This is a genomic window from Rania fehmarnensis (assembly GCF_056494185.1).
Genome location: NZ_CM151398.1, coordinates 1,339,873 through 1,359,971, shown reverse-complemented (window position 1 = coordinate 1,359,971; position 20,099 = coordinate 1,339,873). Strand labels below are relative to the sequence as shown.

Sequence of the window (20,099 nt, the reverse complement as noted above, 5' to 3'; positions counted from 1 at the left end):
TGCGTTGTTAGTGATTGAGAATGAATTCTTTGGTGTTAACGATACCCCAGATCAGACTTTCGACGGCCGAAGCTGGATCAGCCTGACTGCACAAGAAGTCGACGGAGATATTCATTTCATCGGCGTTGGGATGACGGCACAGTGCACGCAGATAGGCTCGTTGCGTTATCTGTCGGGCTTGCTCGGCAGTCATGGCACCGCTGCTGGTAACCACCTGAGGTGTATCGCTCGCGGGCGTAGCGGACTGGTCGACTTGATCACCAACGCTTGTGGCCCGCTTTTGGGCAACAGCGAGTTGAGTCTCAAGTGCTTTCTTACGTTTGGTCAGCGTCTCGATCTGCTCTGGTTGATCAGCAGCGATGGCTTCCTCCAAGCGTTGCGAAACTCGCTTGAGCTGCTTTTCCAATTGCGTTTGAACTTGAGCGGCTCGCTCGACATTGACGATCATTGGCTCGCGTTTGTTTCCATCTTTGCCAGTGACCTCGGCGGCAGGCTGGTATGCCCAACCATATTCTTTCGCAATCGATGCCACCCAGCTCTGTTTAGGATCGGTCAGCCAGGTTTGCACCGCAGCATCATTCAGCAGGAAAACTGTCTGCAACAAACTTGGCTCATTCGATCGATCGCAATCGCAATTGGACTCGCGCACACTGCGGCCAAAGACACTCAGCGCGTAATTGGTGTCACCACCACGGACTTGAGCACTAGCGCCGCCAACTGCCAAGGCCCGCGAACGTGAAGTCTTGACGACTTCCGCTGCACGCTGATCATTGGCCAGCGCCATCAGCACTGCATCATGAGCCGCTTCGGCTGGCAAGCGTCGCAACAAACTATGGCTGAAGTTGCGTTTGTCGAGATGATTGGTCGCGTTAGATATCCAACTACGCTGATAAGCCTGGCTGTTGAGAATCTCCCGATGCAACCACTTCAGGTCAAAGTCATGTTCGATAAAACCACTAGACAAGTAGTCCAGCAGAGGTGCATTGCAGGGAGCATTAGCCAGGTTCAAATCGTCCGATGGATTGACGATGCCCACCGCGAAGTAGTGAGCCCAGATCCGATTGACCAGCGCTTTGGCAAAGTATGGATTGTCAGCCGAGCGCAACCACTCCATCAACTTGCCGCGTATGTCTGCTTGATCCAGCGTAACCCAATCGGCACCCAGCAGCCGGGCTTGAGGCGCTGGCGTAGAAACAGCCTTCTTCTTTTCCTTGGCTTTCTTGTCTTTATCTTTTGCAGCTGTGCCGGCTTTCGAGTTGACCAGCAACTCTGGAAAGGGCACCGTCTGGCCAGCCGCCAGCTTCTGAGCCAACTCTTTGCGCAGCTGGTTGCCTTTCAAGCTCTTGTCGACACCTAACTGGCTGACCATCTGCGCAGCTTGCTTCTTTGCATCGCCTGCCATGGAATTCTGATTACCTTGTATGCCACCAAATAAGCGCTCGAAGTTTTCGAAATCGGATTTGGTCCATTGATCGAACGGGTGTTTATGGCACTGGGCACATTGAATGCGAACGCCCAGGAAGGTGTAGGCAAAGCCAATGGCTTTCTCCTCTGGCGTGCGAAAGTTCTGTCGCACCCAGTAGTGAACCAGTCCGGGTCGCTCCGCAAATTTTTCACCCGTGGTGTCCTGGCATATTTGCGACATGGCCGAACAATAGTCGGCATACGATTCATCCGGCAAACGACTCTTGGCGGTGACAATGCCCTCGACTAGATCGTCGTAGGGCATGTTCTGCTGGACCCGCTGATGAATCCACTGATACCACTGAGTGGAAGGTAAATCACCACGCTGGACGGGTAAGAAGTTGCGCAATTGGTCATCGTTATTGCCCGTCATGTCACAGAAGAAAGTAGCCCACTGGGCTGCGTAACCTGGGCGCTCAAGCAGTTCATCGATCTTACGTGCACGCTTATCGGAACTGGTATCGGCCATAAAGGCCAGCACTTCATCGGCCGTGGGCAACGTACCGGTCACATCCAGCGAAACCCGCCGCAAAAACTCTTCATCCGTCGACAACTCTGAGGGCACAATCCCCAGGCGACGCAGTTTGTCATTGATCAGTTCATCGACTCGCGTCGTGCTAACAATGTTAGGATAAGTTGATTCGTCGAGTTCAGAATACGGCCTTAAAACCTCGATGGGCACAACTCCGTTGTCATAGGAGACAACGACGTGAGAATCGCCTACATCGCCGGCGGTCACTAATCCCTGTTCGTCGATGGTCACGACCGCTGGATCGTTGGATTGAAAACGGCACAAGCAGGTAACATCTTCCGCCCGACCTGTTTTCCAATGCGCGATGACTTTCAATTGTTGCGTCGCGCCTTTGGTTCTGAAAGCCAGACTGGTTGGCTGGACTTCTAAATGCTCGAGCTGTTCGACTTGTTTGTTTTCGAAAGGTGCTTTGGCTTCGATCCACTTCCGCAGAACCCAATACTCCCAGCTATTCAACTTAAAACGCTGACCACCTTCGTGCATATCGGCATCGACAGGCTTGGTGAGCACCAGGCTCTCCAGTGGCTTATCACGATCGATACGCCCATGTTCCAACAGGGCCTGGTGATCGGCTGCGAAGTCGAAACCAAACAGCGACAATCGAAAATCACCGCGGCCCTGGAAGGAACCATGACACGCGCGGCCATTGCATCCCAAGCGTCCCAGCAAGGGACTGACATGCCGCTGGAAACTGGGCAGCTCGTCGCCAGTATATTGCCCCGAAGCGTCGGGCGCAAAACGCGTCTGGATTGAAGGCAGTGGCTCATCGGCAGCACTCCAGTGGGAAGCGCACAATACCAGCAGGGCTATCGAGATGATGGAGGATTGTTTCATGGTCATCGCAAGTTATTTCTTAGACTTATTACCCGAACGTTCAATGCGGTTTTCCCAGGTCTTGAGACCTTTGGAAATGACGTTCTCGGACTGCTCCTGACGCCGGCCCAGTTGTTGCGATACCTGACTCAAGCGGGTTTCGATGCGAGTCTTCTCGAGCGTCAAACGCTTGATGGATAATTCATTTTCGCGAGTGACAAGCTGTTTCAACTTTTCGCGATCTTCATCCCCCAGTTTTTGATTCTTGGCAGATGCGGCGGCGGCCAGCAATCGCAACTCAGCTGCGTTCTTCCAAAGTGCCAGTTCAACTTCGTACAAATCAGGATCTTTTTCTTGCAGATTCAATAATCGATCACGCATCTTGCGACTTTCACGCAACGCTTGCCGATAGTCGGCCGGCTGTTTGCTTTTCAGAAAGCTCATCAACTTGGCGAGCTCAGGCTGATGTTGCTGCACAAACGCCAGCACATCCTCATCAGCCGCATTGGCCTGAACTGTTGCAGGTGCGTCTTGCGGCAGATCCGACCACGGGTGCGGTGTGGGATCATTGGCTAAAGCTGGCACCGCGCTGCAGAGCGCAGCCAATTGCCATACAACTAGTAGCAGCACCAACCGATTCGGCACAATCAGATGTGTCACAAGTGAACAGCCTACTAGACCATGGGATGTCTGGCGATCGTTTATCAACTGGCCGCTCCCTGGGCATAAAATTCGCGAGCCGCATCCATCAACCAATCCTCTTCTTGGACAACTGGATCCGAAATTAACGGCAGGTTGACAGAGTTCTCGGATGGATCGACTTCCGTAACCAGACTCTCACCGCTATCGGTTTCACTCAGGGCTAGCCACTCGCGTGCAATGGCCTTTTGAGTTGTTGCCAATGGATCGGAAACTTGATTGGAATCTGGCGATTCGGTGTCCCAACGTGATATTGCATAGACTGACAGGCCACTAGCCAGCAGTAGCGTGGCAGCCAGACTGGCTAAAGTTCGCCAATGCCAAGCGTCACTGTGATCGATGGCCAGACTGGCCGCAGCCGATGCCTGCGGATTGATCGAGAGGCTGGCAGTTTGAAGCTGCTCGATGTGCGCCATGGCTGTGGCTACAGCCATAGCTAGTGACACATTATCCAGCATTCGTTGTTCGAATGCCTGGCGATCCAAAGTCGGATCATCCAGCACATAGCGATATGCGTCCCACTCTAGTTGTTGACTCATGTTAAACGGTTCCGCAACTTCTCAACTGCCAGCCGCATGCGCGAGAGCACGGTACCCAAGGGCAATTGCAGTTGGTCTGCGATTTGTTGAAAAGTTTTCTCTTCAACTAACCGCATCCGTACTATCAACTGCTGCTCGCTGGGCAACTGGCTGAGCGCCATCCGCACGCGATTAAGTTCCTCTATTTGCTCCAACTGCTTATCGGCAGTCGGGCCAGTTTCGTATTCGTTTGGGTGCTCGCGAACCGCCCAGCGCTGTTGGATTTGTGCTTGCCGTCCGCGACTGCGGCGTACGCTCAGGGCGCTCAACTGCACGGTGCGCACCAGCCAACCTGCCCGCTGCGGGATAGGAATCTCATGGATGCGAGTCGCCAAGAGCAAAAAAGCGTCTTGGACTGCATCTTCGGCCAACAGCGGATCGCGAAGCATGGCGCGGGCCAGGCGAATCAGCATCGGAGCCAGTTCTTTATGAAGAGCGGCAACTGGTTCGTCGTCTGAATAGCTCTGCTCAGCCGACTCAGCCACCTTGTTCAACCCTTCCGACACCGATTACTGTTCCCGGGAGATATGTCCGCCGGGAAAGAGTTTATTCACAGCCATAACCATTTCTGCGAAAAAGAATTCTAAGCTCTTGGAAGTAGCCGCGTGCTTAGAACTGCCTTAAGAGAATCGCATCTCTGTCAATTCTATCGCCAGGCATTCAGCGCAGTGGCAGGGCTGGGGCAGGGACCAAGGATTGGCCAATAGCCGACGCACAATATCGTCCTCTGCCGGAGCTTGGTCAACCGCCAATTGCTCGATAGGACACTCTTCGTGGCCGCTAGCAGCCGCCGCGGGTGGAGCCACCGGACCGACCAATTCCCCCTCTGGAATCAAGGCGGCTGTAGTCAACGATGAGTTTGAGGGCGATGCTTCGACCGACCCAGGGCTGGAACTGTCAAACGGCAAGCAAGCTTCGCCTTCAGCCGTGAACCCACCGGCAATGATCGACATGGAACCAGCCGCTGCGACTTCGCCCTCGCCGCCAGCACCGTTGATGGCGTTAATCACCAGCAGTGCATCGATGGCTGTCAGAAACGCATCGTTGGAAACATCGACGTAGGGTGGAGTCGACAGACCGGCGGTGCTGAGATCCGATGGCGTGTTAACATTTAAGAGATTGATAATCAGCAGGGCATCGATGGCCGTGATCTGTCCATCTGCGTTAACATCCGCCGGCAATTGAGCATTGTGCCAGGCTGTGTTTTGAAAGTTGATCCCGTAGTCGACATGCTCTAAAGCAGTGGATGAGTATTGAACGGCCTGTGTTGCGCCACCGACTGTGGTAATCACGGAGTTAATGGTTGGCAGCACGACCTGGACATTGTACTGACCGATGGGCAAGTTGGAGAAACTGTAGCGACCGAAACTATCAGAAGTCGTTTGAGTTTTGGGGCCGTATTGAATATTGTCAATCTTGATCCCAGTTTCCATATGACCGTATACGATCATGTAGGAGATATCGAGCGCATCGCGACCAATCTCCAACTTTTGAACCTGGCCAGCTTGCAACGCTTGACTGGTCGCACGGGCCAGCAGATTGCCGTCGATGTCATAGGCCTCCAGTCGACCATAGCTAGTCGCACCCGATCCAATTACATCCACGGATACATAGCTGGTCGACGCATCAAAGTCGATTTGCAATCGGCGTCGCGGGTTCCAGGTCTCAGCAAATCCGCCGCGGCTCAAACTATACGGCCTGAACACTCGTGCGCCGGTAGTCGCATTGGCATCAGCCACCGAACCCAAGGTACCGTTGGAGTCGTTGCCAAAGGCCGAGATCGTTACGTTAGGATAGGCATTGGAAGCGACGGTGCCTGGAACTTGCGAATCCGGTTCGATCGCTCGGGCCAGTGTGATGGCTGAGCCGCTGGCATCGACCAAGCGCAGTGCCTGACCGCCCATGCCCACTTCGGTAACATCGAACAAACCGTTAGCATTTTCATCGTTGAAGATAAACCCATTGATGCCCACGACTGGAGTGACATCGGGCACGGCTCCGATTTCGCCTTCGAAGATATTGCTGGTGATGCCCGTCTGGTCATCGATGGCCCGGATTTGAATGGTGCCCGCTTGAACTCCGGCCAATGGTATCGAGAGATTCAAACTGGCCTGATAAACATCCGGTGACGCGACGACCAGCCAGTCTCCATCGTTGATTTTGGCTTCGATACGACTGATGCGATTGAGCGTAATATCGTTGCCCAGGCCCGAGGTGTTCTTGTTGGGTAGCGTTTGCACCTGGGCGCTACCGACGAATCTATAGCTGCCTGTGGTCACATCGACTCGGCCAACACCATCCAGGGCCAGTGGCACATCGAGCACATCAAAGATACCATCGCCATCGGAATCTTGCCAACCCAACTGACCCAAGGTACTGGTCGGACTAATGATCTGCGAATAAGCATCCGTCAGAGAAGTTCCAGCAGACATGATGCTTGGAGCTTGAACGAAGTTGGGATTGGGATTGCCGTCGAATGCATTGGTGTTCTGCGTATTGTAGTAGCCACGCTGGGCGTAGTATGACGCGCTGCCAGCATACTCATCACGCGCCCAAAACATGTGGCCTGTTTCGTGAGCAAAGGTGGAGGCTGGACGCGTAGAGGGTATGACGAAGAACAAGCCTCCAGCAAATGCAAAGGCGCGAGAGAACGAACCACCCGGCGCAAAGGTACCTTCGGTCTCGATTTCTGAGTTGGCTACGAAGATGGTAAACGACCAGTTGGCCTGGGCCTTCAAACGCTGCGCTTGATTAAAGGCTCGCATGTTCTCTTCCAGACTGCTGAACTGGTCGTAACCATTTCGCATCAGGAATTCTTGGGACCAGAGCGCATAGTCGTCCGAGCGGCGATTGATGGGCTCGTAGGCTGTCGGCGAAGGTGTTTCGACATAGGTCGTATCGATCACAAACTCGAGATCGTGAACGCTGGTCTGGGTAGCCAGCAAATCGCCCCACCACTCAAACGCTTCGTTGATCTTGGCCAGCACCGCATCTTTGTGGGGCTGGTTCCAGTTTTCCGTGCTAGCATCAACCTGGCCAGTGCTTTCCAGAAAAACTGGTGTGACAGCCACTCGTCCGAGCAGAAACTCACCCGTATCATTGGGCGTCGCGCCGAAGGGCATGGCAGCTTGCACCCAGCGACTCTCCAGCAACTCAGGTTGCGATAGTTTTCTCTCACTCCGCGAGAGGCAACGAGACCCTCGGCCCACACCGGATTCACCCGTATTTTTGCTCTTAGCGGAAGTCAGCGGAGCAATAAATTTGAACATGGACTAGTCCCGGAGAAGCCGCCTGGCCACGAACGCCGAACCCTAGTTAGATGCTAGTCGGGCACAATGGTTCCCTGAAACCCGGGCTCGGCTGGGCTGGCACAGTTCGGAGCTTTCTCCCCTATGGTATACGGATTTTTACGATTATGCCGCTGCCGTGACATCCGCCGCGCCAATTCGTCCTAGTAGCGGACCACCTCCAGTGTTCGGGCCGCCGCCCGAAAGCCTTGACGGCTTCCGTTACGAGTCGGGAACCACCACCCCCCAGGAGACCCGGAATCGATGATGAGTAAGCACGCCACTAAGCGTCGACGCGCCAATGGGCGATTACGATTTGAGTCGCTCGAGTCGCGGGCCCTGATGGCTGCCGACCTGCTGCAACTGGATCAGTCAATCTATTCGCAAGATCACTTCTTGGTTCAATTCCGCGAAGGCACATCGGCCAGCTCGGCCATCGGGACCTCCGTGGCCGGTGCTACGATTACGAAGCAGATTTCGTCTGATGGCTGGTATCAGGCAACCCTGAAAAACGGAGCGAGTCTGACCGATTCCTTGGCCGCCTTCGAAGCGCTGAGCCATGTGGCAGTGGTCACTCCCGACTTCCGCGTCTCTGTTACCGCCACACCCAATGACACAAACTACGCCAGCCAATGGGCGTTAGAAAACAGCGCGGATGCTGACATCGATGCAGCTCAAGCTTGGGACTATGGCACGTCGACCTCGGTCGTCGTAGCCGTCATTGATACGGGCATCGATTACACGCATAGCGATCTGGCCGCCAACATTTGGTCGAACACCGATGAGGTGGCTGGCAACGGCATCGATGACGACAACAATGGTTACGTCGATGACACGCGCGGCTGGAATTTTGTGCGTGACAACAACAACCCCATGGACGACAACGGTCACGGCACACACGTGGCCGGCACAATTGGGGCTGTAGGCAACAATAGCCTGGGCATTTCCGGTATCGCATGGAGCGTCAAAGTCATGGCGCTCAAGTTCATGGATTCCACCGGCTCGGGTAACTTGAGCGATGCAGTCGCGGCCATCGATTACGCCCGCGTCAACGGAGCCAAGATCATCAATGCCAGTTGGGGTGGCGGCGGATTTTCCAGCGCTCTTCAAGCAGCCATTCAACGCTTCCAAAACGCTGGCGGTATTTTCGTAGCCGCAGCGGGAAATGAAGCCGCCAACAATGCAACGAGAGCCAGTTACCCAGCCAACTATGCAGGTGTTATCTCGGTAGCCGCATCAACCAGTTCTGACACGCTAGCCAGCTTTTCCAATTACGGTACCAACGTCGATATCGCCGCGCCAGGTCAGAGCATCCTCAGTACAATTCCCGGCAATCGCTACGCCAGCTACAGCGGCACATCGATGGCTTCGCCCCACGTCGCCGGTGCGTTAGCCTTGCTATGGGGCCAGTCGACTACGCTGACTGCTGCACAACTAACCAGCCTGGTCTTGTCCAACACCGATGCGGTCCTTACCAATCGAACTACCTACGGTCGATTGAATGTGGGTAAAGCGGCTGCGGCGTTGGCAGGTACCAATAATGATGGCGGCGATACAACCTCGCCCTATGTCACCGGTTCGGTGTTTAACGCCACTAGTAGCGGCCTATCGAGCATCACGGTTACTTTCTCCGAAGCCCTGGCCACATCGACGGTCCTGCCGTCGGCCTTCGCACTCAGTGGCCCGGGCGGTTCCATTGCCATAACTTCGGTCACACAGATTAATGCGACGACTTGGAGACTGAACTTTGCCAATCAAACGGCCGCAGGTACGTATACGCTCGTCGTATTACCCACGCTCACAGATGTAGCCGGTAACCGTTTGAATCAAGATCGAGACGCGACAGCCGGTGAAGCGGTTCAAGACCGTTACACCGCGACCTATACTTTGGCTGCGACCACATCGCAGAATTACACGCGCAACGGGCCGATCGCCATCCGAGATGCAACTCGCACGAGCGTCAGTGCGACACTAATCACCATCGATGTCACTAATTCGTTTGCGATTAGCGACCTGAACGTGGTACTATCGCTAGATCATACCTATGTCAGCGACCTGCGCATTCGCTTGATCGCACCCGATGGCACCAGCGTGCTACTGGTCAATCGGCGCGGCGGTTCGAGCGACAATCTACAAGTCACCTTTGATGACGAAGCTTCGGCCTTGGTCTCTTCGGCTTCTACGCTCAATGGCACATTCCGCCCCGAGCGAGCCCTATCCGCCTTTGACGGCAAGAACGCGGCCGGGCGGTGGACGTTAGAAATTGTCGATTTGGCGAGAGTCGATTCGGGAACCTTCAATAGCGTGCAGTTGCAATTTGCAGGAACCACATCGGCGTCGAGCACCGGATCTGGTACCACCGGCAATACCAGCAGCGCTTCGTTTTCGTTAGCCAGTTGGGCAGCGGCGGCCATCCAAGAATGGCTGCGCCGCCTAAATCGCTAATCTCTGTTTAAAGATGGGAGAATAAAAAATAGCGTGTCCCGGCTACTCGTCGGTGACGCAACCTTCCGAGGCGCTCTTCACATTCTTGATGTACTTGAACAAGGTCCCGCGTGTCGCTTTGAGGGCAGGGGCTTTGAAGGCGGCGCTGCGCCTCGCTAGTTCTTCATCGGTGACTGCTACATCGAGCCGATTCTTTTCGGCATCGATTGTTATCTGTTCGCCGTCGCGGACCAAGGCCAGCGGACCACCGATTTGAGCTTCGGGAGTGATGTGCCCAACAATAAATCCGTGTGAACCGCCGGAGAAGCGACCATCGGTCAGCAGAGCTACGTCGCTGCCCAATCCCGCGCCCATGATCGCTGAGGTGGGCGTCAACATTTCAGGCATACCTGGACCGCCTTGCGGACCTTCGTAACGAATGACGATGACATCGCCCTTTTGGATCTTCTTTTGTTCCAGGGCGGCCAACATGTCCTCTTCGCTATCGAAACAGCGTGCCGGGCCGGCGAACACCAGGCCTTCTTTGCCCGTGATCTTGGCCACGGCACCGTCGGGCGCAAGATTGCCACGCAAGATTTGAATATGACCGGTGGGCTTGATCGGCTGCTCCACGGGCTGAACAATCTTTTGGCCAGCCTTGAGGCCTGGCAAATCCTTGACGTTCTCAGCCAAAGTCTGGCCGGTAACAGTCAAGCAACTGCCATCCATGTAGCCCTTCTCCAGCAAGTATTTCATGACCGCAGGTGTGCCCCCGACGGAATGTAAATCTTCTTGCACGAACTTGCCGCTGGGTTTGAGGTCGGCAATGAAAGGCACTCGATTGCTAACAGCCTGAAAATCATCGATCGTCAGGGGCACACCTACGCTGCGCGCCATGGCGATCAAGTGCAGCACTGCGTTGGTCGAACCACCCAGCGCTATGACAACGACCATGGCGTTTTCGAAAGCCGTCCTGGTCATGATGTCGCGTGGCTTGATGTCTTTTTCAAGTAAGTTCAAGATGGCCTGACCGGCGCGTCGGCATTCATCCAACTTGGCTGGATCTTCTGCGGGAATGGAACCGCTGTAGGGCAGCGACATTCCGAGAGCTTCGATGGCTGAGGCCATCGTGTTAGCGGTGTACATGCCTCCGCAGGCGCCGGCTCCTGGGCACGAACGGCGCACGATCTCAGCCCGCTCCTCGTCGCTGATTTGGCCCGAAAGATATTGGCCATAACATTGGAATGCCGACACGATATCCAAGGAATGACCGTTCCATTTACCGGGACGAATGGTGCCACCGTAAACCATGATGGCTGGACGATTGAGTCGTCCCATGGCAATTAAACACCCCGGCATGTTCTTGTCACAACCGGGCAGAGCCACTAGTGCGTCGTACCATTGGCCGCCCATTACCGTTTCGATCGAATCGGCAATCAGATCTCGCGACTGCAAGGAGTAGCTCATGCCCTCGGTGCCCATCGAAATACCATCGCTAACGCCGATCGTATTAAATCGCATGCCCACCAGCCCCGCCGCTTGCACGCCTTCTTTGACGGCGGCCGAGAGGTCATTCAGGTGCATATTGCAGGTATTGCCTTCATACCACACACTGGCGATCCCGACTTGCGCCTTGTTCATGTCTTCGGAGGTCATGCCCGTGCCATACAGCATGGCCTGCGAGGCCCCCTGGCTTTTGGGCTGGGTAATACGGCTAGAATATTTGTTCAGCATAGCAGTTGATAATCTATCGAGGGTTGTGTGGGTAAGTGCGGGAAGAGCATAATCGTAACTGGAAGTGGCATAGGCTTCCAGCCTGTGTGGCAACTGTGGCATAGGCTTCCAGCCTGTGTGGCAACTGTGGCATAGGCTTCCAGCCTGTGTGGCAACTGTGGCATAGGCTTCCAGCCTGTGTAGATTTACGTGGCATAGGCTTCCAGCCCGTGTACCTGCAAGTATTCATAAAAGACCCAACTGACGTTTGCGAGCAGATATTCAACACTTCGGGCGACCACCCTCTGAGACCAACAAGCGAGAACAACATGGTTCGACAATGGATCCTACTGCTGGGACTGGCCTTGACGACAAGCGTGGCGGGGGCTGAGCCACCAGCCGAGTTACCCAAGCTGGAAGAGGGTTTTACCTGGCTCTTTGATGGCAAGACCGTCGATGGTTGGGAGGGAAATATCAAGTGGTTTCGCGTCGAAAATCAAGCGATCATCGCTGGATCGCTGAAAGACAAGATTCCCAACAACGAGTTTCTATGCACCGCGCAAACGTATGACAACTTTGAATTGCGACTGCAAGTGAAGCTGGAAGGCGAGGGCAACAACGCAGGCATTCAGATCCGCTCAACACGCGTTCCGAACCACTATGAAGTTAGTGGTTACCAGTGCGATGTGGGAGCCGCTTTTGGACGTAGTGTCTGGGGCGCACTGTACGATGAATCCCGCCGCAACAAAATGCTGGCTGAGGGTCCGACAGAGGATGTGGGCAAGTGGACCAAAGTTAACCAGTGGAACGACTTGACGGTTCGCTGCCAGGGCCCACGCATTCAGATTCAGTTGAATGGTCACCCAACGGTCGATTATGTGGAAGCGGATAATAAGATCCCCCAAACGGGCATCATCGGTTTACAAATTCATTCCGGTCCGCCCACCGAAGCCTCTTACCGCGCTATCCGCATCAAGAAGCTATAACCAACTAGTAAGATCCCGACCTCACTATTCAAATTTCAACGATAACACGTCTTCATGCACGATCCACGCAAATTTGTGTACTTCGATTTAGGTAACGTTCTCGTTCACTTTGATCATGACATTGCTGTCCGCAACGTAGCAGGTCTGACCGGCCACGAGGCAGTAGTCGTGCGCGAAGCGATTTTCGCGAGCGGACTGCAGGATGAACTCGAAACCGGTCACATTACTCCCAGCGAGTTCTCACAACGCGTCACCAGCAAACTGGCTTGCCAGTTGAGCGAAGGGGAGTTCTTGGATGCCATCAGCGCGATCTTCACACCCAACGATGCCATCATCGTGGTGCTGGAACAACTCAAGCGCGCTGGCGTACCGATGGCGGTCTTGTCCAATACTTGTCAGCCCCACTGGCTATGGCTGCTCAAGCAGAACTGGCCGGTCCTGGCTGGTTGGTTTGACTTTTATGTCCTCAGTTACGAAGCTCGCAGTATGAAACCGGATGCCGGCATTTACAAAGTGAGCGAACAGCGGGCCGGTCGAACCCCAGAATTGCTGTTCTTCACGGACGATCGAGCGGACAATATCGCGGCGGCCGCGACTCGCGGTTGGGCGACTCACCAGTTTCGAACCGTGGAACCATTGGTGGCGGAATTGGGGCCCTGGTTGGGGCTTGAGTTGCAAGTGGAACCAGATGGACGCGGATCTCGGGTATGACTTCGCCGCTCCACAAGCGACTTGCGCCAGCGAGCGTACCTGGTATTTACTTGTGGACCGACTGTGCGTATCTGCGAGGCTATCGCTTGCAGGTGCACTACACGCAGCAGCCTTATCGCCTGTTGGATCGGCGCGGTCGCCGCTTGGTGGTCGGCTCGCGCGAGACATGCCAGCGCAGACTCGATGAACTGCGTGAGGTGGAGAAGCTAGAACTGCCGACCGGTCCAGTCATTCTCCTGCTGCATGGTATGGCGAGAAATGCCTGGACCATGCTGCCGCTGGCTCGATATCTGCATGACCAGTGGCCGGAAGCCGAAGTAATCAATTTTCAGTACGCCAGTACTTGTGCACCCGTGATAACCCACGCCAAATGGTTGGTCGAGTTTTTGAGTTATGCTGCAGATGCGAGTGAAGTGCACTTTATTGGTCACAGTCTGGGCAACATTGTCGCGCGCCGTGCCTTCAAACTGGCGGAAGAGGGGCTAGCCCAGTTGCCCAAAATTGGCCGCATGGTCATGCTCGGACCACCCAATCAAGGTTCGCAGATCGCCCTGAAACTGAAAGGCCTGGTGCCACTTGCCTGGTTTAACGGCCAGCCTTTTATGCAGGTGGGAAGAGATTGGAAAGTTTTCGCCAGTGAACTTGCCGTCCCGCCGTGTCCGTTTGGGATCATTGCAGGCAGCGTACCATGGTTGGATTCGATTCATCCACTGGTTCGCGGCCCTAGCGATGTGATTGTGAGCGTCGAGGAGACACGATTGGCGGGAGCGGCGGATTTCATGACGGTGCCGGTGGGCCATACCTGGTTGATGGCCAGTCGTCGCGTTCAGCAAGCTACGTTAAACTTTCTTCGCACAGGTCATTTTACTTCGGTCAACCACGCTTAAGGAACGACATGTCTTCCGCGCCGACCGTTCGAACTTCCAATACGACTGAGAACGAAAAACGCGCAGTCGCGGTCATCGACATCGGCGCTACCAGTATTCGCATGGCGATTGCCGAGATCGATGCAGCCGGGAGTATCCGCATTTTGGAAACGCTCTCCCAGGCCGTTTCGCTGGGCAAAGACACATTCACGCAGCGGCGCGTGCGCAAGCAATCCATCGAAGACTGCGTACGTGTCCTGAAGAGCTATCGCAAACTGCTAGCCGAGTTTGGGATCACGCGTCCAGAGCAAATGCGAGTGGTGGCGACCAGCGCGGTGCGTGAAGCCATGAACCGGTTGGCGTTCCTGGATCGCATCTTCATTGCCACGGGCATGGTAGTCGAACCGCTGGATGAAGCCGAAGTGAACCGCATCACCTACATGGGCATTCAACCTCTGTTGAAAGTCGATCCTAAACTTTCGAGCGATCGAACCGTCATCGTCGAGGTCGGCGGCGGCAGTACCGAGGTCTTGGTCGTTCGGGCCGGCAACGTCTTGTTTTCGAACACTTATCGGTTAGGTTCTTTGCGCCTCCTGGAAACGCTCGAGAAGTTCGATGCGCCACTGGCCAAACAGCGTGCCATCATGGAGAGCCAGATTCAACGCGTCGTCGAGCAGATTTGCGAGCATGTGCCGAGCGATACTCCGCTACAGGTCATTGGCATCGGCGGCGATGTGCGGTTCGCAGCCAACCATTTGCTCACCGATTGGACGAGCGGTTCGCTGGGTCAAATCAGCGTCAGCGCCCTGAACGACTTCGCGCGCCAGATGTTGCGCATGAGCGATGATGAAATTGTGCAGCGTTATGGAGTCAGTTTCCAAGATGCCGAGACGATCGGACCAGCACTGCTGAGTTATGTGCTGCTGGCGCGTGGCTTTCGAGCGGAAACACTGCGAATCGCCGATACGAACCTGCGCGATGGATTGCTGCAAGACTTGGCGCTGCGCGATATGTGGACGGCTGACTTTCGCAACCAAATTGTGCGCTCGGCCATTAGCTTGGGCAGAAAGTTTGACTTTGATGCCAAGCATGCGCGGCACATCGCCGACCTGGCGCGCAAGTTGTTTGCTGAATTGCAGGCCGAGCATCAACTCGAATCACGCATGGAGTTGTTGCTGTATCTAGCTGCGCTCCTGCATGAGATCGGACTGTACATTAACGTACGCAGCAATCACAAGCATGCGATGTATTTGATTCGCAACAGCGAGCTTTTTGGGCTTAGCCGCCGCGATGTGCTGTTAGTTGCACTGGTCGCTCGTTACCATCGCCGCAGCAGCCCTCAGCCCGATCATGAAGGCTATGCCAACCTCGATCGTCAAGACCGTGTGGCGGTATCGAAGTTAGCAGCTATCTTGCGACTGGCGATCGCTTTGGATGAATCGCGCAGCCAACGCATTAGCAGCATCAAGTGCCGAATTGAAAACAATCGCCTGATCATCATCGCCACGGGTGTGGACGATGTTTCGCTAGAGCAATTGGCACTGCGTCAGACCGGCAACCTGTTTGAAGAAATCTTCGGTTACCCCGTGCAAATTCGCTCACTCCGCCGCAGTCTGTAAGACTCTGCGGCGGCCGAGTTCGGGTCTCCACCAAGTGCAGAGAAGCAGAGACAGCTTGCTTCTGTCTCTGCGAACTCAGAGCTTTACATTGCCCAACCTTCTTGTGCGAAGATGTTATCGATTGCATCCAGGAAGCGATTGGCACTGCGCACCGGTGGTGCAGCCAGGCTGATTTGCGTGAACTGCAGTTGGCTGAGGCCACCCAAGACGCGGACAACTGTGTTGCCTGCATTGTCGTACATGGTCAGGAACTTGCCCTTGGTCAGGTTTGCAACCCAAACATCGTGGGCACTGTCGACCACGGTCAGCGTGCCTTCGGTGCCCGCAGAATTCAGGGCGACTTCGGCGAATTGAATTCCATCAAAGCCGTTCAGATGCGAGAACCACTTCTGTGCGCCATCGGAACCTAAGACCGCGTACAAACCGTTGCTGGCCAAGGTCGAGCCAGATGCATAGTAGCGCGAAGCCAGACGCTCCATCACCGATGCATAACCTTCGGCCACACCCAATACACTGAAGTCGTAACCGGTAACGTCCAGGCCACCCACTCCACCGATAGTGAAGGTGAAGGCGTTATTGTTGATGAGGCCATCGCTATCGCCCAAGCTGCCCGCTGTATCTTTACCATCGATCAACAACGTAGGATTAACGAAGCTGACGGTGTAAGTGCCAGGAGCCAGGTCACCGAAGTTGTAGCTGCCATCAGCCAGGGTTGTGTAAGATTCGGAAACCGCTGTGCCCTGCGAGCTACCTGTCAGATTAACAATCACACCACCCAGCGTCCGCTCAGCTGCTTGCTTAACGCCATCATTGGTTTCGTCGACAAAGACCATACCCGAAATTGAGCTAGCTTGGAAGTCTTCCACGTTGACCGTAACGGTACCCGTGGCCGACTTGAAGTCATTGGCTCCGGCGGTTTGACCGTTATCAGTTACGGTGTACTGGAAGGTGGCCGCACCCGAGAAATCTGTAGCAGGCGTGAATACGACTTGACCATTGACGAGCGCAACGGTCCCGTTAACAGCATTGCTTACAGCTGTAATGCTAAGGGTTTGACCACTTTCGTTAGTGGGACCTGGTCGATCGTTGGTGAGCAGGGTAGTAGCCGGAATCGTTACGGCGACGTTCTTGGAGGCTCCAACTGTGTCAGTCACAACAACCGGCGCATCGTTGACGGCAACCACGGTCATCGTAACAGTGGCCGTAGCTTCCAGAGTCGGTGTGCCGTTATCACGAATCGTATAGGTGAAGGTATCCGTACCCACGAAATCTGCGGCCGGCGTGTAGCTGATCGATGCTCCGCCGTTGTTGAGAACCACGGTGCCGCCTTGAGCACTGGTGCCAACAGCGACAATCGTTAGCGTCTGGCTGGCTTCATCGGTCGCGGTAGCTGGACCAGGCCTATCGTTGGCTAGCAGCGTAGTCGCGGTAATGGTTGCGGTAACGTCTTCATTAGTGGTAGCCGCATCACCGACTGCAATTGGCGCATCGTTGACTGCGGCGACGGTAACCGTTACGGTCGCAGTGCCACTCTGTGCTGGCGTGCCAGTATCGGTTGCAGTGTAAGTGAAAACAAACTGACCGTTGAAATCTGTCGACGGCGTATAGATCACGTTGCCGCCGCTCAGAGCTACGGTTCCGCCAGTGCTCGAGACAGCTTGGACCGCAGTAATGCTCAGTGTTTGCGAGGCGGTTTCTCCTACGCCTGGCGAATCGTTGGAAAGCAATGAGGTCGCAGTTATAGTCGCAGCCGTGCCTTCGGTAGCATTGGCAGTATCATTGGCTAGCACTGGTGGATCGTTGACATCAGTAACCGTGACGATGACCGTACCGGTTGAATTCTCTCCACCGGAAGGCGTTTCGTTCATCAAATAGGTAAACGTATCAGTACCAGAGAAGTTGCCGTTCGGTACATAGCGGAGCGTATCGTCGGTCAGATCAGCCGGTGTGCCATTGTCATTGAGAGTTACCGTGCCGTTGGCTGGTTGGGTAAAGCTGATCAGCGTTGCAGTGGCGCCAGTATTGGTGCGATCGTTATCCAACACATCGATTGTAATTGGAGTAGTGGAGTCTTCGGTTGTGGTTGGACGGTCTATAGTTGCCCGTGGCAAACTGGTGGCCTGTACGTCAATGGTTACAGTTGCCGTATCGGTTAACCCGCCGCTATCACGAATCGTATAGGTAAATGTATCGGTGCCGATGAAACCAGTCGCCGGTGTGTAACTGATCGTTTGTCCGGCAATAGCCACGGTACCGGTGGGCGTGCCACCGATTGCCGTAATGGACAAGGTGTCATTCACATCGTTAGCACCTGCGGTGTCGTTGGCCAGGATATTAAGCGTATTGCCTGTGCTACCTTCATCAACGGTCAGCGAGTCATCCACTGCATTCGGTGGATCATTGGTGACGGTCACAGTGACGGTAACCGTCTGAGTCTTGAAGTCGTTGGCCCCGTTGGTTTGACCGTTGTCGGTAACGACGATGGTGAAGGTGTCCGTGCCTGAGAAGCCTGCGGCTGGGGTATAGACAACCGAGCCCGAGTTGAGGGCTACCGTACCACCACTGGTGCTGGGCGAGTTAACCGAAGCGACGCTGAGAACTTGAGCGCTCTCACCCGGACCGGCCGAACCGCCGACAGTCACTTGAGCAGGCGTCAGGGTTAGGGCCTTGCCGAGATTCGTGGCAGCCGTTTGGGCCGGCACGGTAATTGGATCGTTGACCGCAGTTACGGTCATGGTCACGGTAGCCGTTGCGGTGTTACCGAGGTTGTTGGTAACGGTGTAGGTGAACGTTTCGGTACCAAAGAAGTTGGCGGCGGGTCGGTAATTGATCTGACGGCCAGCTTGAGAAATCGTAGCGGTACCGCCGCTGGGAAGCGTGCCAATCGAAGTAATTGTAAAGCTAGTGCCGGCCTGCAGCGTATCATTGCTGGTGACGTTGAAATCCGCGGCCGTGGCATCTTCAGCTACCGAGAACGCATCGTTAACGGCAACGATGCCCGACGCGATGGTCAAAGTAAACGGCGAACCGTACAGGATCAAGTTGGTGGGGACAGTATCTTTCGGGAAGACCAGCGTCTCGTGAGCTGGGAAATCTTCAGCGGCGTTTGGCGTGAAGGTCACGGTACCTGCAGCCGTGGTACGCAGAGTGGCTACGAAGAACAAGCGCTCTTCTTCAGGATTGCTCGGTGCACCCAAACCGCCCGTGGCACCAACTTCATCAAATTGGTTGTTGCCTAACGTTGCGTTACGACCGGTTGTAAATTCATCGGAGAAGCGGAAGGCTGCAGCCACAGCGCCTGGATTGGCCGGATCAGCTGGGAACTTATCCGTCAGCGAAACATCGAGTGTTTGGCCGGTCTGCACTACTACGCCTGAGGAATCGACAGTGACCAGGCTTACATCCTGACCAGCGAGGTCATTAACGAAGATGATGTCAAAGGTACGGCGAGAGATGTTGGCCGTTTGGTCAGAAGCAGCGGCTACGGCATCCACCTTTACGAGCACGTTGCCTGCACCGATGTTGGGCAGAGCCTCAAGTGCGGACTGCATCGCGGCGGCGAAAACAGGAGCCGATCTGAAAGTAGTGCCGTTGAATAGGTTCACCGCAGCAGTCGTCTGTCCGCCATAGGTGAACTTGAAGTTGCTAGACGATCCAGCCGCGCCACCTTGCAGCTTGTCGAAGAAGAACTTGAACGACTGAACTTCACCGACATTCAGTTCGAACTTGCTCGCGTCGGAATAATCAATGTCCAAAAAGGCAGTAAACACACCTTGAGCAGCGAATCGCAAGTCCTGCACATAGGTGCGCAGCTGCACTAGCTGATCCACTGAAGCCGTGTTGTTCGGAAGAACGTTGCCTTCCAGGTCCGTTAATTCGTAACGGAAACCAACGATCTCGCCTTCGCCTTCACCATTGAGGCTGTTGATGACTCGCAAGGCATCCAGAGGCGAAAGATTATTATCACCTGAGACGTCGATGCGGGGACCGTCGGCCTTGCCCACACCCGGCCCAACCAGCTCACCACCTTGACCGGCGTTGAGCGCATTGATGACCAACAAGGCATCCAGGGCCGTAACGGTGTAATCGAGGTTGGTGTCTTCAGGGATCAAATCATTATGGTACGGCAGGTACGTATCACCTGCCATCAAGTTGCGTGTCTCCAGCATCTCGCCACGCAGAGCACGATTGAGCCCCGAACGTCGAAAGCTTGTACGAAACAGGGTCTTTAACATCTGACCAGATCGCTCAGATCGATTCTTCATCGCTACGCCCACTGACGAGGAAAAGCTCAAAACAAGAGGAACCCACGCTCCTGACACCACTCTGCAACTAGGCACTATCCGCCTGGTCACCATCCGAAGGCAGCTTCAAAGCTGACGCTCCAGAGACTCTCAAGCTGACGGC

General features: G+C 54.9%; 12 protein-coding genes. 5 read left to right on the top strand and 7 right to left on the bottom strand.

What is annotated here, in order from left to right; genetic code table 11:
- Positions 1 to 7 precede the first annotated feature (7 nt).
- From SH573x_RS04250 to SH573x_RS04230, 5 genes are all read right to left on the bottom strand, one after another.
- Positions 8 to 2,836 carry a DUF1549 domain-containing protein gene (locus SH573x_RS04250; RefSeq protein ID WP_479353088.1) on the bottom strand — a complete coding sequence of 943 codons (2,829 nt, stop codon included), beginning with the start codon at positions 2,834 to 2,836 and terminating at the stop codon, positions 8 to 10.
- A gap of 6 nt (positions 2,837 to 2,842) precedes the next feature.
- Positions 2,843 to 3,469, bottom strand: coding sequence for a hypothetical protein (locus SH573x_RS04245; RefSeq protein ID WP_479353087.1), 627 nt, complete (start codon positions 3,467 to 3,469; stop codon positions 2,843 to 2,845).
- Positions 3,470 to 3,513: 44 nt separating this feature from the next.
- Positions 3,514 to 4,047 carry a hypothetical protein gene (locus SH573x_RS04240; protein ID WP_479353086.1) on the bottom strand — a complete coding sequence of 178 codons (534 nt, stop codon included), beginning with the start codon at positions 4,045 to 4,047 and terminating at the stop codon, positions 3,514 to 3,516.
- Positions 4,044 to 4,592 carry an RNA polymerase sigma factor gene (locus SH573x_RS04235; protein ID WP_479353085.1) on the bottom strand — a complete coding sequence of 183 codons (549 nt, stop codon included), beginning with the start codon at positions 4,590 to 4,592 and terminating at the stop codon, positions 4,044 to 4,046. Before SH573x_RS04235 ends, SH573x_RS04240 begins: the two co-directional genes overlap by 4 nt.
- 114 nt (positions 4,593 to 4,706) lie before the next feature.
- Positions 4,707 to 7,355, bottom strand: coding sequence for a dockerin type I domain-containing protein (locus SH573x_RS04230; RefSeq protein ID WP_479353084.1), 2,649 nt, complete (start codon positions 7,353 to 7,355; stop codon positions 4,707 to 4,709).
- A 282-nt stretch (positions 7,356 to 7,637) separates the two neighbouring features.
- Between SH573x_RS04230 and SH573x_RS04225 the strand changes: the two genes are divergently transcribed.
- On the top strand, positions 7,638 to 9,818 hold the full coding sequence (locus SH573x_RS04225; RefSeq protein ID WP_479353083.1) for a S8 family serine peptidase: 2,181 nt from the start codon (positions 7,638 to 7,640) through the stop codon (positions 9,816 to 9,818).
- Between the two features lie 42 nt (positions 9,819 to 9,860).
- Here SH573x_RS04225 and ilvD read toward each other — a convergent pair whose 3' ends face one another.
- Positions 9,861 to 11,531, bottom strand: a complete 1,671-nt coding sequence (gene ilvD / locus SH573x_RS04220) for a dihydroxy-acid dehydratase (RefSeq protein WP_479356646.1) — start codon at positions 11,529 to 11,531, stop codon at positions 9,861 to 9,863.
- Between the two features lie 308 nt (positions 11,532 to 11,839).
- On the opposite strand from ilvD, the gene SH573x_RS04215 reads away from it, so the two are divergent.
- The 4 genes from SH573x_RS04215 to SH573x_RS04200 are packed head-to-tail and all read left to right on the top strand — an operon-like array spanning position 11,840 to position 15,692.
- Positions 11,840 to 12,496 carry a 3-keto-disaccharide hydrolase gene (locus tag SH573x_RS04215; RefSeq protein ID WP_479353082.1) on the top strand — a complete coding sequence of 219 codons (657 nt, stop codon included), beginning with the start codon at positions 11,840 to 11,842 and terminating at the stop codon, positions 12,494 to 12,496.
- Positions 12,497 to 12,550: 54 nt separating this feature from the next.
- Positions 12,551 to 13,207, top strand: a complete 657-nt coding sequence (locus SH573x_RS04210) for an HAD family hydrolase (protein WP_479353081.1) — start codon at positions 12,551 to 12,553, stop codon at positions 13,205 to 13,207.
- Complete coding sequence (locus SH573x_RS04205; RefSeq protein ID WP_479353080.1) at positions 13,204 to 14,094, top strand: esterase/lipase family protein; 891 nt, start codon at positions 13,204 to 13,206, stop codon at positions 14,092 to 14,094. The genes SH573x_RS04210 and SH573x_RS04205 overlap by 4 nt, the downstream gene beginning before the upstream one ends.
- Positions 14,095 to 14,102: 8 nt before the next feature.
- Positions 14,103 to 15,692: a Ppx/GppA phosphatase family protein gene (locus SH573x_RS04200; protein WP_479353079.1), complete on the top strand. Its 1,590-nt coding sequence runs from the start codon at positions 14,103 to 14,105 to the stop codon at positions 15,690 to 15,692.
- Between the two features lie 83 nt (positions 15,693 to 15,775).
- On the opposite strand, the gene SH573x_RS04195 is transcribed toward SH573x_RS04200, so the two are convergent.
- On the bottom strand, positions 15,776 to 19,957 hold the full coding sequence (locus tag SH573x_RS04195) for an Ig-like domain-containing protein (RefSeq protein ID WP_479353078.1): 4,182 nt from the start codon (positions 19,955 to 19,957) through the stop codon (positions 15,776 to 15,778).
- Between the last annotated feature and the right edge of the window lie 142 nt (positions 19,958 to 20,099).

What these genes read in the sequence shown, in the direction of transcription:
- SH573x_RS04250 (WP_479353088.1), bottom strand. Translation starts at nt 2,836, where the DNA reads ATGACCATGAAACAATCCTCCATCATCTCGATAGCCCTGCTGGTATTG.
- SH573x_RS04240 (WP_479353086.1), bottom strand. Translation starts at nt 4,047, where the DNA reads ATGAGTCAACAACTAGAGTGGGACGCATATCGCTATGTGCTGGATGAT.
- SH573x_RS04230 (WP_479353084.1), bottom strand. Translation starts at nt 7,355, where the DNA reads ATGTTCAAATTTATTGCTCCGCTGACTTCCGCTAAGAGCAAAAATACG.
- SH573x_RS04225 (WP_479353083.1), top strand. Translation starts at nt 7,638, where the DNA reads ATGATGAGTAAGCACGCCACTAAGCGTCGACGCGCCAATGGGCGATTA.
- ilvD (WP_479356646.1), bottom strand. Translation starts at nt 11,531, where the DNA reads ATGCTGAACAAATATTCTAGCCGTATTACCCAGCCCAAAAGCCAGGGG.
- SH573x_RS04215 (WP_479353082.1), top strand. Translation starts at nt 11,840, where the DNA reads ATGGTTCGACAATGGATCCTACTGCTGGGACTGGCCTTGACGACAAGC.
- SH573x_RS04210 (WP_479353081.1), top strand. Translation starts at nt 12,551, where the DNA reads ATGCACGATCCACGCAAATTTGTGTACTTCGATTTAGGTAACGTTCTC.
- SH573x_RS04205 (WP_479353080.1), top strand. Translation starts at nt 13,204, where the DNA reads ATGACTTCGCCGCTCCACAAGCGACTTGCGCCAGCGAGCGTACCTGGT.
- SH573x_RS04200 (WP_479353079.1), top strand. Translation starts at nt 14,103, where the DNA reads ATGTCTTCCGCGCCGACCGTTCGAACTTCCAATACGACTGAGAACGAA.
- SH573x_RS04195 (WP_479353078.1), bottom strand. Translation starts at nt 19,957, where the DNA reads ATGAAGAATCGATCTGAGCGATCTGGTCAGATGTTAAAGACCCTGTTT.